The organism is Halomonas sp., assembly GCF_029263665.1.
GTDB lineage: Bacteria > Pseudomonadota > Gammaproteobacteria > Pseudomonadales > Halomonadaceae > Halomonas.
In genome coordinates this window covers 72,638-87,840 of the sequence record NZ_JAJUFQ010000017.1, presented here as the reverse complement: position 1 = coordinate 87,840, position 15,203 = coordinate 72,638, and the positions used below count along the sequence as shown (strand labels likewise).

General features: G+C 55.7%; 19 protein-coding genes and 1 pseudogene. 7 read left to right on the top strand and 13 right to left on the bottom strand.

The genetic code is table 11. From position 1 onward, the window contains the following. Positions 1–128 precede the first annotated feature (128 nt). The gene (gene mutS / locus Q1K07_RS15700; protein ID WP_300312868.1) at positions 129–2,717 is read right to left on the bottom strand and encodes a DNA mismatch repair protein MutS; all 2,589 of its coding nucleotides are present in this window, start codon (positions 2,715–2,717) and stop codon (positions 129–131) included. Positions 2,718–2,950: 233 nt separating this feature from the next. Between mutS and Q1K07_RS15695 the strand changes: the two genes are divergently transcribed. Together Q1K07_RS15695 and Q1K07_RS15690 are read left to right on the top strand one after the other, a co-directional pair. Beyond that, positions 2,951–3,946, top strand: a complete 996-nt coding sequence (locus Q1K07_RS15695; RefSeq protein ID WP_300312865.1) for a hypothetical protein — start codon at positions 2,951–2,953, stop codon at positions 3,944–3,946. Position 3,947: 1 nt separating this feature from the next. After that, positions 3,948–4,697, top strand: a complete 750-nt coding sequence (locus tag Q1K07_RS15690; RefSeq protein WP_300312863.1) for an HIRAN domain-containing protein — start codon at positions 3,948–3,950, stop codon at positions 4,695–4,697. A 53-nt stretch (positions 4,698–4,750) separates the two neighbouring features. On the opposite strand, the gene Q1K07_RS15685 is transcribed toward Q1K07_RS15690, so the two are convergent. Genes Q1K07_RS15685 through Q1K07_RS15670 form a run of 4 tightly spaced genes read right to left on the bottom strand, consistent with a single transcriptional unit; the run spans position 4,751 to position 6,984 of the window. After that, positions 4,751–6,040: a DUF3596 domain-containing protein gene (locus Q1K07_RS15685; RefSeq protein ID WP_300312860.1), complete on the bottom strand. Its 1,290-nt coding sequence runs from the start codon at positions 6,038–6,040 to the stop codon at positions 4,751–4,753. Next, on the bottom strand, positions 6,010–6,204 hold the full coding sequence (xisR, locus tag Q1K07_RS15680; protein ID WP_300312858.1) for an excisionase family protein: 195 nt from the start codon (positions 6,202–6,204) through the stop codon (positions 6,010–6,012). The genes Q1K07_RS15685 and xisR overlap by 31 nt, the downstream gene beginning before the upstream one ends. 1 nt (position 6,205) lies before the next feature. Next, positions 6,206–6,730, bottom strand: coding sequence for a hypothetical protein (locus Q1K07_RS15675; RefSeq protein WP_300312855.1), 525 nt, complete (start codon positions 6,728–6,730; stop codon positions 6,206–6,208). Then, positions 6,715–6,984, bottom strand: a complete 270-nt coding sequence (locus Q1K07_RS15670) for an addiction module antidote protein (RefSeq protein ID WP_300312852.1) — start codon at positions 6,982–6,984, stop codon at positions 6,715–6,717. The genes Q1K07_RS15675 and Q1K07_RS15670 overlap by 16 nt, the downstream gene beginning before the upstream one ends. Before the next feature lie 120 nt (positions 6,985–7,104). Here Q1K07_RS15670 and Q1K07_RS15665 point away from each other — a divergent pair, with 120 nt between their 5' ends. Continuing rightward, positions 7,105–7,326, top strand: a complete 222-nt coding sequence (locus tag Q1K07_RS15665) for a hypothetical protein (RefSeq protein WP_300312850.1) — start codon at positions 7,105–7,107, stop codon at positions 7,324–7,326. 62 nt (positions 7,327–7,388) lie between these two features. Here the strand turns inward: Q1K07_RS15665 and Q1K07_RS15660 are convergent, their stop codons facing one another. The 7 genes from Q1K07_RS15660 to Q1K07_RS15630 form a co-directional block, all read right to left on the bottom strand. Next, entirely contained in the window at positions 7,389–7,820 is a 432-nt protein-coding gene (locus Q1K07_RS15660; RefSeq protein ID WP_300312847.1) for a hypothetical protein, read from the bottom strand. Positions 7,821–7,822: 2 nt separating this feature from the next. After that, positions 7,823–8,773 (bottom strand): recombination-associated protein RdgC, encoded by a 951-nt coding sequence (locus Q1K07_RS15655; protein WP_300312844.1) that lies wholly within the window; start codon positions 8,771–8,773, stop codon positions 7,823–7,825. A gap of 195 nt (positions 8,774–8,968) precedes the next feature. Further along, positions 8,969–9,253: a hypothetical protein gene (locus Q1K07_RS15650; RefSeq protein WP_300312841.1), complete on the bottom strand. Its 285-nt coding sequence runs from the start codon at positions 9,251–9,253 to the stop codon at positions 8,969–8,971. Further along, positions 9,250–9,633: a LuxR C-terminal-related transcriptional regulator gene (locus Q1K07_RS15645; RefSeq protein ID WP_300312838.1), complete on the bottom strand. Its 384-nt coding sequence runs from the start codon at positions 9,631–9,633 to the stop codon at positions 9,250–9,252. The genes Q1K07_RS15650 and Q1K07_RS15645 overlap by 4 nt, the downstream gene beginning before the upstream one ends. 310 nt (positions 9,634–9,943) lie before the next feature. Then, entirely contained in the window at positions 9,944–10,435 is a 492-nt protein-coding gene (locus tag Q1K07_RS15640) for a PIN domain-containing protein (protein WP_366945083.1), read from the bottom strand. 40 nt (positions 10,436–10,475) lie between these two features. Beyond that, positions 10,476–11,255: a hypothetical protein gene (locus Q1K07_RS15635; protein WP_300312832.1), complete on the bottom strand. Its 780-nt coding sequence runs from the start codon at positions 11,253–11,255 to the stop codon at positions 10,476–10,478. 30 nt (positions 11,256–11,285) lie between these two features. Beyond that, positions 11,286–11,981, bottom strand: a complete 696-nt coding sequence (locus tag Q1K07_RS15630) for a LexA family transcriptional regulator (RefSeq protein WP_300312830.1) — start codon at positions 11,979–11,981, stop codon at positions 11,286–11,288. A 385-nt stretch (positions 11,982–12,366) separates the two neighbouring features. Between Q1K07_RS15630 and Q1K07_RS15625 the strand changes: the two genes are divergently transcribed. Beyond that, positions 12,367–12,948 carry a hypothetical protein gene (locus Q1K07_RS15625; RefSeq protein WP_300312828.1) on the top strand — a complete coding sequence of 194 codons (582 nt, stop codon included), beginning with the start codon at positions 12,367–12,369 and terminating at the stop codon, positions 12,946–12,948. Then, on the top strand, positions 12,948–13,244 hold the full coding sequence (locus Q1K07_RS15620; protein WP_300312825.1) for a hypothetical protein: 297 nt from the start codon (positions 12,948–12,950) through the stop codon (positions 13,242–13,244). Before Q1K07_RS15625 ends, Q1K07_RS15620 begins: the two co-directional genes overlap by 1 nt. Here the strand turns inward: Q1K07_RS15620 and Q1K07_RS15615 are convergent. Continuing rightward, positions 13,241–13,471 carry a hypothetical protein gene (locus Q1K07_RS15615; RefSeq protein ID WP_300312822.1) on the bottom strand — a complete coding sequence of 77 codons (231 nt, stop codon included), beginning with the start codon at positions 13,469–13,471 and terminating at the stop codon, positions 13,241–13,243. The two genes, Q1K07_RS15620 and Q1K07_RS15615, sit on opposite strands and share 4 nt — an antisense overlap. An 80-nt stretch (positions 13,472–13,551) precedes the next feature. On the opposite strand from Q1K07_RS15615, the pseudogene Q1K07_RS21275 reads away from it, so the two are divergent. Further along, a pseudogene (locus tag Q1K07_RS21275) lies at positions 13,552–14,355 on the top strand (DnaT-like ssDNA-binding domain-containing protein); the annotation flags it as partial. Between the two features lie 55 nt (positions 14,356–14,410). Next, positions 14,411–15,193 carry a replication protein P gene (locus Q1K07_RS15600; RefSeq protein ID WP_366945082.1) on the top strand — a complete coding sequence of 261 codons (783 nt, stop codon included), beginning with the start codon at positions 14,411–14,413 and terminating at the stop codon, positions 15,191–15,193. Positions 15,194–15,203 lie beyond the last annotated feature (10 nt).

Here is a 15,203-nt window from a genome sequence, read left to right as displayed (position 1 = left end):
TTGCCTTTGGTTATTAACCAATGGCTTTTTATAAGTCACGGTCCTTTGTTGCCACATTCTAGTCTCCGGGTCGGGCCCGGGGCAAGCATTGCAATGCCTGTCCCGGGCCTTTGCAGAAAAAGACAGGGTCAAAGGTTGGCTTTCAACTCGTACAGCAATTCCAATGCCTGGCGAGGGGTCAGTTCATCGGGTTGCAGCTGGCCAACCCGTTCCACAACCGGATGCGGAGCGCTGGCGAACAAGTCCGCCTGCTGAGGAGCATCCGGGGATACATTGCCGCCAGCGGCGGGGCGGCTATGGTCGACTTCCTGTTGCTCGAGGCTGGCCAGCTTGGTTCGCGCGCGTGCAATGACATTCTGAGGCACGCCTGCAAGCTGAGCGACCTGCAGGCCATAGCTCTGGCTGGCAGGACCTTCTTCCACCCGGTGCATGAAGACGATGCCGTCATTGTGCTCGGTAGCAGTCAGATGCACATTGGCGACACTGGGTGCCTGATCCGCCAAGGCGGTCATTTCGAAGTAATGGGTAGCGAATAAGGTGAAGGCCCGAGTGCTGGTCAGGTGTTCGGCACTGGCCCAGGCGAGTGACAAGCCATCGAAGGTGCTGGTGCCACGGCCAATCTCGTCCATCAACACCAGGCTGCAGTCAGTGGCATTGTGCAGAATATTGGCGGTCTCGGTCATCTCCACCATGAAGGTGGAACGGCCACCAGCAAGGTCATCGCTGGAACCGATACGGGTGAAGATGCGATCCACCGGGCCGACAGTGGCTGCGTCTGCGGGTACGAAGCTGCCCGTGTGAGCCAGCAGCGTGATCAGTGCGGCCTGACGCATGTAGGTAGACTTACCCCCCATGTTGGGACCGGTGATCACCAGCATGCGACGTTCGTTATCCAGACGCAGGTCGTTGGGCACGAAGGGACCATCGCTGACGTGTTCCACGACGGGGTGACGACCGCCTGTGATCGCTATGCCGGGTTCATCGGACAGGGTTGGGCGGACGAAATCCAGGGCGCGCGCACGTTCGGCCAGAGCACAAAGCACGTCGAGGGACGCCAGCGCACGGCCGGAGGCCTGTAGAGGGGAGAGTTCGGCATTGAGCTCGTCGAGCAAGGCCTCATACAGCAGCTTTTCCCTTGCCAGGGCGCGGGACTTGGCCGACAGCGCCTTGTCTTCAAATTCCTTCAGTTCAGGAATGATGAAGCGTTCGGCATTCTTGAGCGTCTGGCGACGCACGTAGTCTGCCGGTGCTTCCTTGGCTTGCGAACGGGGAATTTCGATGTAATAGCCATGCACTCGGTTATAGCCGACCTTGAGTCCACTCAAGCCGGTGCGGGCCTTTTCCCGTGTTTCCAGTTGCACAAGGTAGTCGCCTGCATGCTCTGCCAGGCCACGGTATTCATCAAGCTCGGCATCGAAGCCTTGCGCAATGACACCGCCATCCCGGATCACGACCGGAGGGTTGTCGATCAAGGCTCGGGTGAGCGTGTCAGCCAGTTCCGGATAAGGGCGTATATGGTGGCGAATCTCGTCAAGCGCGGTGCCGTCATCGAAGTTGGCCAGATTGACCTGAAGTGCGGGAAGAGCATTGAGCGCATCGCGCAGGCGGGCCAGATCCCGAGGGCGGGCACTGTAGAGTGCGACGCGGGCCAGGATGCGTTCTACATCGCCGATGGCCTTGAGATCCTCGCGCAGGGGCTCGTAATCATCGCGATCGAGCAGCAGCGCAATGGCCGCCTGTCGCCCCTGGACCTGGGCACGATCACGCAGTGGACGGTTGAGCCAGCGCTTGAGCAAGCGTGAGCCCATGGCGGTGGCGCTGGTATCGAGGACGCTGGCCAGTGTGTTGTCGCCAGTGCCATTGAGGTTGGTGTCGATTTCCAGGTTGCGTCGGCTGGCGGCATCAATGACGACCGTATCATCACGGTTCTCGACGCCGATGGCGGTGACATGAGGTAATGCGCTGCGCTGAGTGTCCCGGGCATATTCCACCAGTACACCCGCGGCGACAATGGCGGCTGACAGATGTGCACAACCGAAGCCGCGCAAGTCCTGGACACCAAACTGGTTGCACAGTGCACGGGTAGCGCTTTCCAGGTCGAACAACCAATCATTCTGGCGACGTAATCCACGACGCTCGGCCAGGCTTGGTGGAAGGCTCTGGCTTTCCGGAACCAGCAGTTCAGCAGGGTCGAGGCGAGTCAGCTCGGAAAGCATTTCCGCTTCACTTTCGACCTCCAGCACGCTGAAGCGTCCACTGGACAACTCCAGCCACGCCAGCCCAAGGCGTTCTCCCAGCGGTGCCAGCGAGACAAGCAGGTTGTCGCGGCGGGCATCGAGCAACGCTTCGTCATAGAGGGTTCCCGGAGTGACGATGCGCACGACCTTGCGCTCTACAGGTCCCTTGGATTTGGCCGGGTCACCAATCTGTTCGCAGATGGCCACGGACTCGCCTGCGGCGACCAGGCGAGCCAGGTAACCTTCTGCACTATGGTAAGGCACGCCCGCCATCGGGATCGGCTGGCCCGCGGATTGCCCGCGTTGGGTCAGGGTAATGTCCAACAGTGCAGCAGCGCGCTTGGCGTCGTCATAGAACAGTTCGTAGAAGTCCCCCATGCGATAGAACAGCAGCACCTCTGGATGCTCACGCTTGATCTTGAGGTACTGGCTCATCATCGGCGTATGAGTGGGGGCCTTTGGCGTCGCCATGTCATTCATGGGTTGAAAGCAATCTCTTCGGTTTCTTGGGGCACCAGTGGGGCAAAAGCACCTGCACTTTTCATCTCTGACCAGATGCGTGCAGACTCATCCTGACTTTCGCTGCCCCATCTGTTTGGCAATGAACGCAAGGTTACCATGAGCAGTTAGGGACCAGCACGCGTAAGCAGGTTGAGTTTGGCATGACCTGCGGTGCTTAATGAGCTCTTAGCGTTAGGGATAGAGGAGTGCAGATGATTGATCGTGGGGGGGTAGATCAGAATGAAGACCAGGTGATTGATATTGTTGATTGGCCCACCTCTGGAACTCACGGCGTTTATCCTGTGGGTGCGAGAGACAAGAGTTTGCGCTTGTGTCCAGATCCAGCACCTCAACCCTTCTGCATCCCTAGGCATCGATACCTTTTCAAGGAAGCGATTAAGAGTGCAAAGCAACCCGGGCGTCCGCGGCATCCAGCTCAATACTGGTCTGAAGCGATAGCATTTCGAATTGGTCGGTTGATGAAGCTCTCCCTTCCTCCAGTGTTTGTTGCGATCGATTCTGATAGCGGTGAGCCTGGTACGATTAACGAGTGGTTCATGGATTATCCTGGGCAAGAGGGCGAGCTATACATAGCCGGCGGTGACCTGATGCAGCATCTCATTCCAGGTTATGACCGTGACAAAGGGCGTCAGCACAATTTTGGGACTATCCAACGATTAGCACTTTTTTTATACCGCACAGGTAGGCTGACTCACAGTTGGGAAGAGTACTGGGGACTTTGCCTTTGCTTTGATGCTCTTATCGGCAATACGGACAGGCATCAGGAAAACTGGGGACTGATTGTCACGCCCGACGGCAAGTCTGTGAGGTTTAGTCCCTATTTCGATAATGGCACTAGCCTTGGGCATGAGCTGCTTCCAGAAGTGGCTCGTCGCAAGATGCGTGACCCCAACGAGTTTGCTGCCTATCTCCGTAAAGGGGAGCATCACATGCGTTGGTCGTTGCATGACCGTAAACGCTTACGGCTGATTGAAGGTGTTGAGCGCTTCGGTGAGAGCTATCCTGAAGTCAAGGACCTGCTTATTAACCGCTTGAGGCAGTGGGATGAAGAGGATCTTTGGGGTATCCTGAGCGGCTTCACAAAATTCACAGACATGCCGGCCCCTTTCACTCAAGAAAACGCTGAGTTTGTACAGTTTTTAACCCTCGCTAGGAGAGAGCGCTTAATTCAGGCTCTGGAGACCTAACATGGACCGCTTCATAGAACACATCGTGGAACCACACCGTCTGCTGCTATTTTGGCAGGCTCGTGAGAGCAAAAGCCGCTCTCGCTTCTACGTGGGGCAGATTGTGAAGCAGGGGAATCAGGTCGTGCTGAAATACGACCTGGAGGGCGCTGAGTTTATCAAAGCAAAAGAACTGGGTTTTCACGGATATCCAGCATTTCCATTGAAGCATCAAGAACACTCACATCAGGTGCTGGAAGCCTTCATGCGTCGGCTTCCGCCTCGCAATCGGAGTGACTTTGGCAAGTACCTGCAGCACTTTGCCATCAACCCATCATCAGATGTCAGTGACTTTGCGCTGCTGGGCTATACAGGGGCGAAGCTTCCTAATGATGGCTTTGAGCTCGTACATCCATTTGATGAGCCGCCAGAGCGCTTCGAGTTTTTGATAGAGATAGCTGGCTTTCGACATGAAACCGAGATAAGTGCAGATGACTTGAAGGAGGGGGACTCCATAACCTTCCGGTCAGATCCAACTAATTCCTTTGATTCGAAAGCAATTCGTATTGAGTCTCAAGGTAGGAAACTTGGGTTTGTCCCCAAGGGGTGCGTGGATGTCCTCCATCGGGCCTTTGAAGATGGTGCTGAAGTGCGAGGGGAGATCTTCAGAAAAAATGGGTCTCCTGATCGTCCATTGATCTACGTGCTTACGCACATAGCCAGAGGGTCGGAGTCACCTCCCTTGCTCCGCTCTTTTGCAGCTTTCATCTGATGTGTGAGGCCAGGGCAGAATGAAGCCCTGGCCGATTAGGGTCGGGAATTCTCTCAGCCTTCGGAAGTGGGCAACATTGGCATAAGAGCACCTGCTTTTTTCATCTCGGTCCAGATGCGTGCGGCCTCATCCTGACTCTCGCTGTCGATCCACCTGGCATAGACCTTGACCAACATAGAGTAGTCCTTGTGCCCCATCTGTTTGGCAATGAACGCAAGGTTGCCATGAGCCGTTAGGGACCAGCATGCATAGGTGTGTCGTGTCTGGTACGGTCTCCGGTGCCGAATGTCGGCACGCTTCATTAGCTTGGTCAGCTTCACACCCCACGTATGGGGATTCATCCAGCGATTTATGATCGGCTGCCTGGCTTGGATAGTCGGGCTGATCAATGGTGTGACGGTATCGGTTCGGCTTTGATGCCGAGTGATGGCCACCTCAGTAGTTTCTGGTTTCAAGTCCTTTGTCTGCTCGTGCAGCACACGTGCAGCTTCTAGGGCTGGAGGTAATAGCCAGATGACTCGATCACGGCTCTGGCGTGTCTTTGGCACCTTCACCTGGTTGCGGCGAGTGACTGACCGCCTGACAGTCAGGCAACCTGACTCCAGATCTACATCCTCACGGGCTAGGCCGCATATTTCACCTGGTCGCAGTCCGGTATATATCGCCAATGTGAGAGCTGCTACATCTTGCTCATGCAGGCACCCTTTTTCGATGAGCTTTCGAAACTCTGGCTGGGTGAATGGATCTGGATCCACATCTTCAGCGCGAATGCGTTCGGCAGCAGCAGCCAGGTCCTTATCGGTATAGCCGTTTGTCTTGCACCATTCGAGAAAACCTCTAGCCGTGGCGAGGTAGTTGTTGACGGTGCTTACCTGGCGAGTTGCGGCGAGCTCTCCTCGCATCTGTTGGATATCTTCAGGAGTGACAGTGCCTATCAATAGGTCGTTCCCGATCACCGTGCACACTTCGTCCAATGCTGCTTTGTAGCGATATTCCGTGTCAGTGGTGATATCGACGCTCTTCAATTTGAGATAGCGCTCAGCAACCTCCTGGACGCGGGCATTCCGAACAGGCCCTTTGCCATCAACATGCTTTGAATCCGGAAACCACTCTGCATAGTCGAATGTACCAAGCTTGATAGCATGTGTGACCGCTGCCCGCTGTTGAGCTGCATGTTTGATGTTGGCTCGCGTGGGAATCAGGCCAATGCTCTCGCGGCACCTCTTGCCACGCCACATGAACCAGATTCTTAGGCTTGGTCCATGAACTTCTACTCCTGGGTGCTTGGACAATAACTCCCGCAGGGCGGGGGTCAGGCTCTCAGTGGCAGACTTTCGACCCACTTGTCGATCTCCTCAACGTTATAGAACACCCGTCCATCTGGTGCTTTGCGCCATAGGCGGCCTTCTGGCCATGTGCCATCTTTACGCTTGTGATCGATGGCGGTTTCGCTGTAGCCGAATAGTTCGGCAACCTTCTTCTTGAGCACCCACCTGTTACGAGCCATATCAATCTCCCGTATGCCTTCGACCGCCAGCCGCTCGGCCTTGACCGTTCCGCCATTGCTGCTCGCTGCGAGCTATCGCGTTCAGCTCTGCTTCGTGCTGGCGCTGCTGCAACACCTGGATGGCGCTCTGTAGTTCTGGCTGGGCAACCATTTCATGCAACTGACCGAGCTCCTGCAGCTGGCGCTGGATGATGCCCGTGGCCACCGTCGCCAGCTCCCACATGTCTCCCGGCGTTTCCCCATCGCCCTTGACCTTGCCCAGCCCAAAACACCCACCGCATGGCCTGCGCTTATTGCCCTTGATTTGGTCGGTACCGGTACCGAGACACACTGGGCAATCGTCCTTTGCGATGGGACGCCATTGCTGGCGCCAGTCGTCAGTTGTGGTGGCGCTAGTTATGTCCTTGTCAATGTCGAGGTAGATGGCCACTCCCTGGCCTTCCAGTGCACCCGTGCCTGCATGCTCAGCGACCAGTGCAAAGCGTCCGCCGAGTTGACGATGGGTATGTGTTACCTGCTGTGACATGCACCTTCCTCGGTCGGCTTGGCTGTAATGCTTAACTTGAGGTCCAGCGCATCGAGAATCAGCAGCAGTGTGGAGAGGGTCGGGTTACCGTCCTCACGCAAAATTCGGTACAGGTTGCCTCTGGCAAGGCCGGTGGCATTCGCCAACTTCGTCATGCCGAGCTCGTCACGAGCCAGGTTCGATAGAACTTTCATGATCTGTCCGGCATCGCCGCTGGCTACTGCCACGGACAGCTCAACATTGACGTCTTTCACTATACTTTCGCCTCTTATTTGTAATGATGACTCATAGACTGATGTCTGCTCAGTGAAATACTTACCCATCTGCTACTTTTTAAGTGCTCACACCAAAAGCCTATTCGAAGGAATGCAAAAATGGCTGACGAAACAATCTATATAGACTCATCAGATATAGCTGAAGCTCTCGCAAACCCTGAAAAAGCTGAAAGTCAAACTCTGATCAGCTCGATTGACTCGGCTCTAAAAGATGGAGATACCATTATTGCTGAGAACCGTTTCAGTAACGCCCCTAATACCGAGGACTACAGGATTGAAAGCCTCGAAGACTGGGAGAATATGAAGCCCAGCTTGAAGTAGCCCTTGGTGCTGGCGAGCAAACTGCTCGAGCTGTTGCCGGGCTTTATCAGCTTGCTTGCTGTTCATGCCGATGCCTCCTGCTGGCGCTTCGCACGCTGGCGCGCCCAATAGATCCTTGAAGCGGTGGCGCGCTTCTTTGCCGCGTTACGCCTTGCTTCCCTGTGTACTTCCGGCATGCCCTTTAAGCGCTTCAGCACCGTCTCTGAACACATCTGCTTGCCCAGGGCACCAAGCCGCTGGGAAATCTGAGGCGCGCACATACCTTCAACTTCGACGCAATCGACAATGATGGCGTCTATCTCGTCCCAGTCAGTGCGGGTCTTCGGGTTCGGCCTGTTCGGGTCACGGAGTCCAAGGCAATCAGCCATGCCCCTCACTTGGTTGAATGTCTTCCCCATGAGCTTGGCAATTTGCCGATAGGACAGACATGCCTGATACAGCTCCTCGAGCCGGTCGTATTCCGATCGTTCCCACTTGGTCCAGTTGCGAGCCATGGTTATGCGGTCCTCAGCAGATCATCCTTGTGGCTGGCGCCGTACTGCTGAGCCTCGCCACCCATCCACTGAACCAGGCGATCAATGCTGTCTCTGAGTGCCTGGGCCATCAGGAGGAAGTCGGTTTCAAGGCGGATGATTGCGTCATCTCCGTCATCTGCCTGGTTAGCCTCATCGATGAGGGCGTCATCGAAGGTGATGGCCTTGATGGCCAGATCTTCGTGCAGGACAAAATGGATACGTCCCTCGATGCCCAAGGCAAGCTTGCTGGCCTGGCGTTCACTCTCCAGGAGCTTTTGCATGTCATCGCTATCCAGATCGACCTGACGACCGCGGACCACACCGTCATCCCCTTTGGCCTTGAGCTCCACCTGGTCACCCATGACCATGTCGGCAGGGCGAGTGCCTGGGTCTGTCAGCCAGGTCGTCATGGCGCGGATAGGCAGAGACTGTGTGGCAAGAGGGGTGACCTTGAGGCTGCCCAACGACTCGCGCAGTAAGTCGAGCACTTCCTCAGCACGCTTTCGGCTCGAGGTGGCCACAGCCAAGAGCTGGCGCTGGGTATCCCACCAAAGGTCAGTACGCTGGGTGCGAACGAAGGCACGAGGTAGCAGCTCTTCGTATACCTGCTCTTTAATCGCCTGCTTTTCCTGGCGACGTAGTTTGCGGCCTTCCTGGGTTTCGATATTGGCTGCGCGCTCTTCAACTTCGTCACGCACCACTGAAGGCGGGAGGATCCGCTCCTGGCGCATGGCCGTCATGAGGCGTTGCCCCTGCAGCTCATGCAGGTGCTGAGCACCTTCACGGCCAGCAGGGAATGTCCAACCAATCCGGCGTGCTTCGCTACTACCCAGGGGACGGAATGCTTGCTCGTACAGGGCGGTTTCCAGTTTTCCGACATCAATTGAGGCGGCGGCATGGAGCTTGTAGATGATCACGTTCTTGAACCACATGGGCGTGCTCCTTGTTGCTTGAACAGCCCGGCCCGAGGGCCGGAAAACGCAGGGAAGTAAAGGTTGCTGGTGCCCAGATAGAAGGGGCTATCCATCACCAGCTGCTGGCGTTTTGCTCGTGATCCCGGTGGCACATAGACCAGCTGACACCCCGAGCGAGACCCTGCTGCGGGCAGGGCGACCGCACCGTGCAATCTAATGAGATGCGAGATCTGTTCTGATGCCAGGGCACTGCCGATCGGCAATGCCGCGGTAATCGGGGTGGCCAGTACGGTCGATGGCGGGAATGCCTCTATCAGCCTCTGCGCGCCAAATGCTGACCTCACTGCAGTACTGAATTTCTATGGCCGCTTCCATGGCTCTGTCTTGATGAAGAACTACGAGGAAAGCCGACAGCAGTAGAAGAACGCTGGCGCCACCAACAATGGTTCCAACCACCCGCTTGGCGATCTGGTATTCCTGAATGTCGATGGGGTTCATACGATCACCCCCTCGAATTTCCGAGCGATGCGCACAAAGGTGGTGGTTTCGCGAGAGCGGTTTGGCTGGCGCACGCGGTACGCCTGGTGGTGCATGTCGCTGATCAGGAGGACAAGCACCAGCGGGGCTATCCAGCCGCGACGAATGGCTTTCGATACTGCATCTGTAGCACGCACAGCACGTAGGCGGCAGTACATTGCTTCCGCAGTGCTTTTGACGGTTGAGGGGGATATGCCTCGCTTACGGGCAATTTCCTTCTGAGTCATGCCGGAGGCTAATCCCGCTAGAACTGTGACTTGTTTGGCGGTTGGTAGATTGCTGCCTCGCTTCCCGTATCGGCAACGCCATCCAGCGAACTCGATTGAATTTGTGTTTTGCATGATTACCCCTATCTGCCCTGAAGCTTTGCTTTAGATGATTACCTATAGGTAATTATTGGTCAATACCTTTGGGTAATTTTTATTGTCAGGCAGGTAAACGTCACTCGAAAATGAGACTGGTGGGTAAAAACCTATTTTAAGCAGGCACAAAAAAACCGCCTCGAGGGCGGATAGGAAGGCCAAGGAAGAGGTTGGTGCCGCAAACCGAGTGCGAAGGCATCAACCAGATTTCCTGGTTCACGGCACCATATTGAAGTGTATCAGATTGGCGACAAATATCTCTCGCTTCAGCAGGGCTGAAGCGTATATATCAGTCTTCGTCAGGAGGGAGGTCTAAGCTCTTTTGGTCAGGCAGAGGAGCAATTTTTGCCAAAGATTTGGTTGTCACGCCTGATGCCTTAGCCTTGAAGAAAAGGCCTTTGTCATGTGTCCACAGTTCATCAGCCCCATTGGCTAAGGCAATCGCTAGTATCTGCCGATCAAAACGCAATTTAGCTTTTGTGGCATTTGGATCTAGCACCTTGTGCTCTTGCTCATCTACAAGCAAAGCGCACTCTATCGCGGACATATCATCGAAGGGTGAAATCTCGATGCAAGAGAAGCTATTCATTAAGTCCAACTGTGCCTGATATGCATCCTGGCTGATTCCAATCAGATACTCGGCTAGAACTGGAGCAGGGATAATGACAACTCCATTGCGTTGATCGATCATCTCCACAAGCGCGTTAGCTCGAGCAGAGGCCCGCTCCACCATTTTGCCAGTCTCAGGGTCTTTCAAGTCGACCGGATCTGCGTCACACATGAATTGTACTAGGATGTTGGTGTCTATAACGACTCGCACACTATCCCCTTTGATCCAGTATCGACTTGTGAGGGGAATCTATGCGATCCCACAAGATGCCACCAGCTTCTCGCATACGCTCAATAGCCACCTTGAGAGAACCCTTTTCCAGAGGCTCATATGAGGCTATGCGCATCTTCTTCAATCGCCATCCACCAGTCTGGCGACGCTCCCACTCACCTTTGCCATAGATGCGAATCTGCTTGAAAAGCAGAGGGGCCAGAAGGGCCGCAGTTTCCAAGTCCGTTTCACAGTAAAGGGTTTCACCATTGGCACCTTCAAGACGAACCGGAACAGAGTCATCTTTACCACCTATGGTGTACAGCCTGCCCTGCACACTTCCAGTCCTGAACACCACCATAGGTTTTTGCCTTCTGGGTGTGTGAGGGAACTGAATAATCTGTGCGCCTTCTGACATCACCGTCCCAGATGTCTGGTCTTCCTGCATAAGATCCGTGAGGCGACGGTAAGCTTTTGTCGCAGCCTTAGGACCAACGCCGTTGGCTACTTCTCTCACACGATGAAGCACCTTGGTATAGTGGTCATCATCGACACGGGCATTCAGCATTGCTGAGCCCTTGGTAACAGAAGTGAAATGCACCCTTCCTTCTTTCCCATACAGCTCGGAAAGCTCGCACAAGTACTCGGCCAAGCGTTTCATGGGGAGATCCGCCGGCTTGATACCATCTAAGTGAAGGGTGAGCGTTTTCATGACTGGATTATAGCCATTACAAGAGATGTATTCATAGGGAGGCAAGTTCTTTCTTGTGCTCCAGGGCATGGCTTGCCTCATGGCACATGCTGGACACTATCACGAAGTTCTCGGAGCCCGCATCCACAGAAACCCAATGACCACACCAATGATCTCGCAATTTCCATTGATCGGTACCCATGGGTCTGGCCAACTGGGGTTTCTGGCTTTGAGCAGACGCCGACCACCGGGCTCCTCTACCAGCTGTTTAAAGGTGGCCTCATTATCCTCAGTGAGAATTGCCACTACATCATCGCCATCGTATGCGGGCACCTCCGGATCAACATAGATGATCAACCCCGGTTCGTACTTCGGCGCCATAGACTGTCCGCGAACTCTAAGACCGAACGTATTGTCTGAACTCCCTGGTGGTTTCGGCACCATCTCATCGCTGATGAAGTCAACATTGGACATATCTGTCCATGCGCCAGCCTGTATCCATGAAAGAACAGGCACATATCCCTCCATCTTGGGAGGTGGAGCCACATTCGACTCTTTGAAGGCCGGATGCTCACTGACCACGGCACTACTTTTATCCTGGTCTTGGTCCATCCAGCCAGATGGGAGGTTGAGCGAGCGTTCGATGTGCCTCGCGAAGTCTTCACCAATTTTCTTTCTGTGAGATTTATCGCTGAGACAGCGCGATATGTAGCTTGGCTCACGCTCAATCGCGTGAGCCAAAGCAGATTTTTTCCCCTCAAAGCGATCTTCAAGGAGTTTTCGCAGGTTCTCTCTACGTAGGTCGGCAATGTTCATCGGCATATATTCGAACACTGTTACTCATAGGTAAATTACCCCGAGGTATTGACTATAACATTACCCGCAGGTAATCATTTGGGCGATAGACACAGGAGCCGCCCATGAAGACTCGCCATGAAGGCCTACTCAACTGGCTGCGAAGTGCCAGTGATGATCAGGTCTCGTCCACAGGCACCACACGTGCCTATCTCAAACAGATTGCATACGGGCATAAGACAGCCTCTCCAGAAATAGCTGTTCGGGTAGAAGCGGCGTCTGCTGGTGCTACCTCGCGCAAATCCCTCCGTCCAAATGACTGGCATGTGCTTTGGCCGGAGCTACTCCCTTCCAGTAGACCAAAGCTTATCCCTGCTGATGCATAGGCAACATCCGACTGATCGGGGTGAATAGACGTACAGGTTTTTCGGGAGCAAATATGACGGATTTTAAGGTGGTTCCGCCTACCGAGCTGGATCAGTGTGAAGCTGAAATCACCCTGGGGAGGCTCGTCTGGCAACTGCGTGAAGCAATGGCTGAGAAAGAGGAGGCGGCACAGGAAGCTGCCCGTAATCAATCTCGCCTTCAATCCAAGGTGAGAGAGCTTCAGGTGGCCGTATCAGCATACCGAGCTCGTCTCGGCCTCCAGGATATTGACTGTCCGGTGTCTGATCTTGCTGAGCGAGCAAAGCGAGAGAAAGATCTCCTATCACGTGCCATACCGGCAGATCAGTTAGAAGAAGCCAGCCTTCAAGACAATGGGTCCATATCGGATCCATGTAGTGCCAAGGTTGAAGCGGCCAAGGTGCAGGTCGCTCACGCCCAACTGGCACTTGCAGTGGCCCGCCTTGAGCAGGTCAAAGGCGGGCCAATTGAGTCAAAGGAAAGCCAGGAGCTTAAGGGGAATGACGATCCAGGGCTGATTTCAGCAAAGGATATTCGCTCATGCGCCTTTCGACCGTTCGAACGGCCTCGGGGGGAAGAGTGATGCTGAAGACATTACAGCGAATGGCAGCAGTGATTCGCCTGGTGCGCAAAGGTCGTGGCGCAGAGCTTGATCGAGTTCTTGAGGCGATGGAAGAAGGGGCGACCTTCACTGGTGCCAAAGGGCACATGCTTATGTCGCTGGCCAGCAGTGGTAGGTGGATCGAAATGAACATGCAGATGAATCACCACCGGTACCTGTCCGACCGAATGCTCGGCGAAGCGTGGGCGCGCCGCCTAGACCAGCATATTAAGGCGACGCGGAAAGACGATCTCACTGAAATCCTGGAGAAGCTCTAATGGTCCTGGAAAGCGCTGATCTTCCGGATAATGGGCTGCAGGTCCTTCCAGATCTCTTTTCCGATGTCGCAGTCGGCAATGTACTCCATGGCAGCCAAAGCCTCGCCTCTGGATTCGTTATGCCAACTCTGGTCAGCTTGGATGTGTCGCTCTATAGAGTCCAGCCTCCCCAGAATCTCAGCTTGCATGACGAGGACGGCTTTCAGCATTTGATCAGTTTCGGCCATGCTGTTGCTCCATTTGGTTGTGTGGGAACTCCCAATGTAACGGGTAACGGCATGGCCCTCTATATCGGTGGGGGTGTCGCATGAGCAACATCACTGCCGCCATGCTCCCGTCCCTGCTGGGCCGTCCTGTTGCCTATCAGCCGGTGTTCACCAAGCTGCCGGGTGTCAACGTGCAGGGCGCCATCTTCCTGTCCCAGGCGCTGTTTCTGTGCAACACGCCAACGGCACAGCGCCGAGAAGGGTGGTTTTGGAAGGAACAGGAAGGCCCGCATGACAGCTGGGAATCCGAGACGGGCATGAGCGCCAAGCAGCAGGCTACTGCCAGGCGTCAATTGGTTGCCCTGGGGGTGCTTGAGGAGGCTCGGAAGGGCATGCCCGCCAAGACCTGGTATCGGGTGAACTGTGATCGCCTGGCTGAAGCGCTGGCGCAAGCTTTGAGCGACGACAAGAAAGCGGAACAAGCCTCCAGCCCGCATGGTTGTCCAGTTTCTCCCGATGGGAGAAGCAAGAATCTCCCAACCGGAGAAACATGTTTCTCCCAAACGGCGTCTACAGAATCGACCAATGGGAGTTTTCTTACAGAGACTACAACAGAGAATACCCCCTCTCTTTCTGACGCGGGCGCGTCGCATCACGACCGGGCCAAACACCTGGACGACGATGGCCAGCCCCTTGGCGGCATGTCTCGCTCATTCCCGATGACCTACGACTGGGAGCCGGATGCATCCCTGTTCGCTGCCATGGCTCAACGTCGCGGCTTGCCTGCCGATGCCCAGCCCACACCAGCAGAGCTCGCTGACTTCACCGGCCACTTTGCCGAGAACGGCCGCCCAATGACTCAAAGCGGATGGCACGGCCGCCTTGCTCGTTGGGTTTACGAAAATCGTCAGCGTCAGATCCTAGCCATGCCTACCCAGGTGTCCACCGGAGGAATTGCCCATGCACAACATCGCCAACCTGACAGCTCGAGCGATGAGCGCCGCCGCGTCCGGGAAGCCCTTGCCAACCCGCTCGACCTCAGCTGGGCAGATGGCTGGTGGCCAGAAGGCGGATCGCCTGGAGAACCCACCGCGGGAGCAGGTGCTGGCGCTGGTAGCCCAGATTTTTACCCGGCTGGAAGCGATCTTCCCGAGGACATTCTCGAGTGCGTTCCCGAGTGCGGACATGATGACGCTGGCACGCCGGGAGCTGGCGCAGGAGGTAGCAAGCTGGCCAGCGCTACCGACACGCAGGGTGGTGGAACGTGCCATGAGCGACCTGAAGCGCGAGGGCAGCACCTGGCCACCGGCCATTCCCGCACTGGTCTCAATGCTGGCGCCGACACCGGAGGACTTTGGAATGCCGGCGACTGGTGACGCATGGTGCGAAGCATTGGCGCATGCCCATGAGCCGAATCGCCATCGGTGGAGCCATGAAGCTGTGCACATGGCAGGCAATGCCACTGGCTGGTGGGACCTGACCCACACAACGGCAAAGAGCCAGTGGCCACGGCTCGAGAAACGCTTTCACAAGCACTACGCCGCCTTGGCCAACCGGGTGATGGCAGGTGAGGACCTGGTGCCGCGTCAGCTCCTCGAGCATGACAGCCACCGCACCCCGGCAGAGCTTGCTGAGCGTGCGGGGCAGGAGGAAGCCCAGCGCAGGGCAGAAGCAGCGGGGCTGCCACATCGTATGAACTCTGATCAGGGCCTGCGTTCCCTTCGCGCTGCCCTTAAGGCCTGACAGGAGGTTT

Excerpts from the sequence above, each read along its gene's own strand:
- Q1K07_RS15695 (WP_300312865.1), top strand. The coding sequence starts at position 2,951 with ATGATTGATCGTGGGGGGGTAGATCAGAATGAAGACCAGGTGATTGAT.
- Q1K07_RS15645 (WP_300312838.1), bottom strand. The coding sequence starts at position 9,633 with ATGCAAAACACAAATTCAATCGAGTTCGCTGGATGGCGTTGCCGATAC.
- Q1K07_RS15675 (WP_300312855.1), bottom strand. The coding sequence starts at position 6,730 with ATGTCACAGCAGGTAACACATACCCATCGTCAACTCGGCGGACGCTTT.
- Q1K07_RS15690 (WP_300312863.1), top strand. The coding sequence starts at position 3,948 with ATGGACCGCTTCATAGAACACATCGTGGAACCACACCGTCTGCTGCTA.
- Q1K07_RS15665 (WP_300312850.1), top strand. The coding sequence starts at position 7,105 with ATGGCTGACGAAACAATCTATATAGACTCATCAGATATAGCTGAAGCT.
- Q1K07_RS15620 (WP_300312825.1), top strand. The coding sequence starts at position 12,948 with ATGCTGAAGACATTACAGCGAATGGCAGCAGTGATTCGCCTGGTGCGC.
- Q1K07_RS15640 (WP_366945083.1), bottom strand. The coding sequence starts at position 10,435 with ATGTGTGACGCAGATCCGGTCGACTTGAAAGACCCTGAGACTGGCAAA.
- Q1K07_RS15650 (WP_300312841.1), bottom strand. The coding sequence starts at position 9,253 with ATGAACCCCATCGACATTCAGGAATACCAGATCGCCAAGCGGGTGGTT.
- mutS (WP_300312868.1), bottom strand. The coding sequence starts at position 2,717 with ATGAATGACATGGCGACGCCAAAGGCCCCCACTCATACGCCGATGATG.
- Q1K07_RS15635 (WP_300312832.1), bottom strand. The coding sequence starts at position 11,255 with ATGCCCTGGAGCACAAGAAAGAACTTGCCTCCCTATGAATACATCTCT.
- Q1K07_RS15615 (WP_300312822.1), bottom strand. The coding sequence starts at position 13,471 with ATGGCCGAAACTGATCAAATGCTGAAAGCCGTCCTCGTCATGCAAGCT.
- xisR (WP_300312858.1), bottom strand. The coding sequence starts at position 6,204 with ATGGCTCGTAACAGGTGGGTGCTCAAGAAGAAGGTTGCCGAACTATTC.
- Q1K07_RS15660 (WP_300312847.1), bottom strand. The coding sequence starts at position 7,820 with ATGGCTCGCAACTGGACCAAGTGGGAACGATCGGAATACGACCGGCTC.
- Q1K07_RS15600 (WP_366945082.1), top strand. The coding sequence starts at position 14,411 with ATGCACAACATCGCCAACCTGACAGCTCGAGCGATGAGCGCCGCCGCG.
- Q1K07_RS15630 (WP_300312830.1), bottom strand. The coding sequence starts at position 11,981 with ATGAACATTGCCGACCTACGTAGAGAGAACCTGCGAAAACTCCTTGAA.
- Q1K07_RS15655 (WP_300312844.1), bottom strand. The coding sequence starts at position 8,773 with ATGTGGTTCAAGAACGTGATCATCTACAAGCTCCATGCCGCCGCCTCA.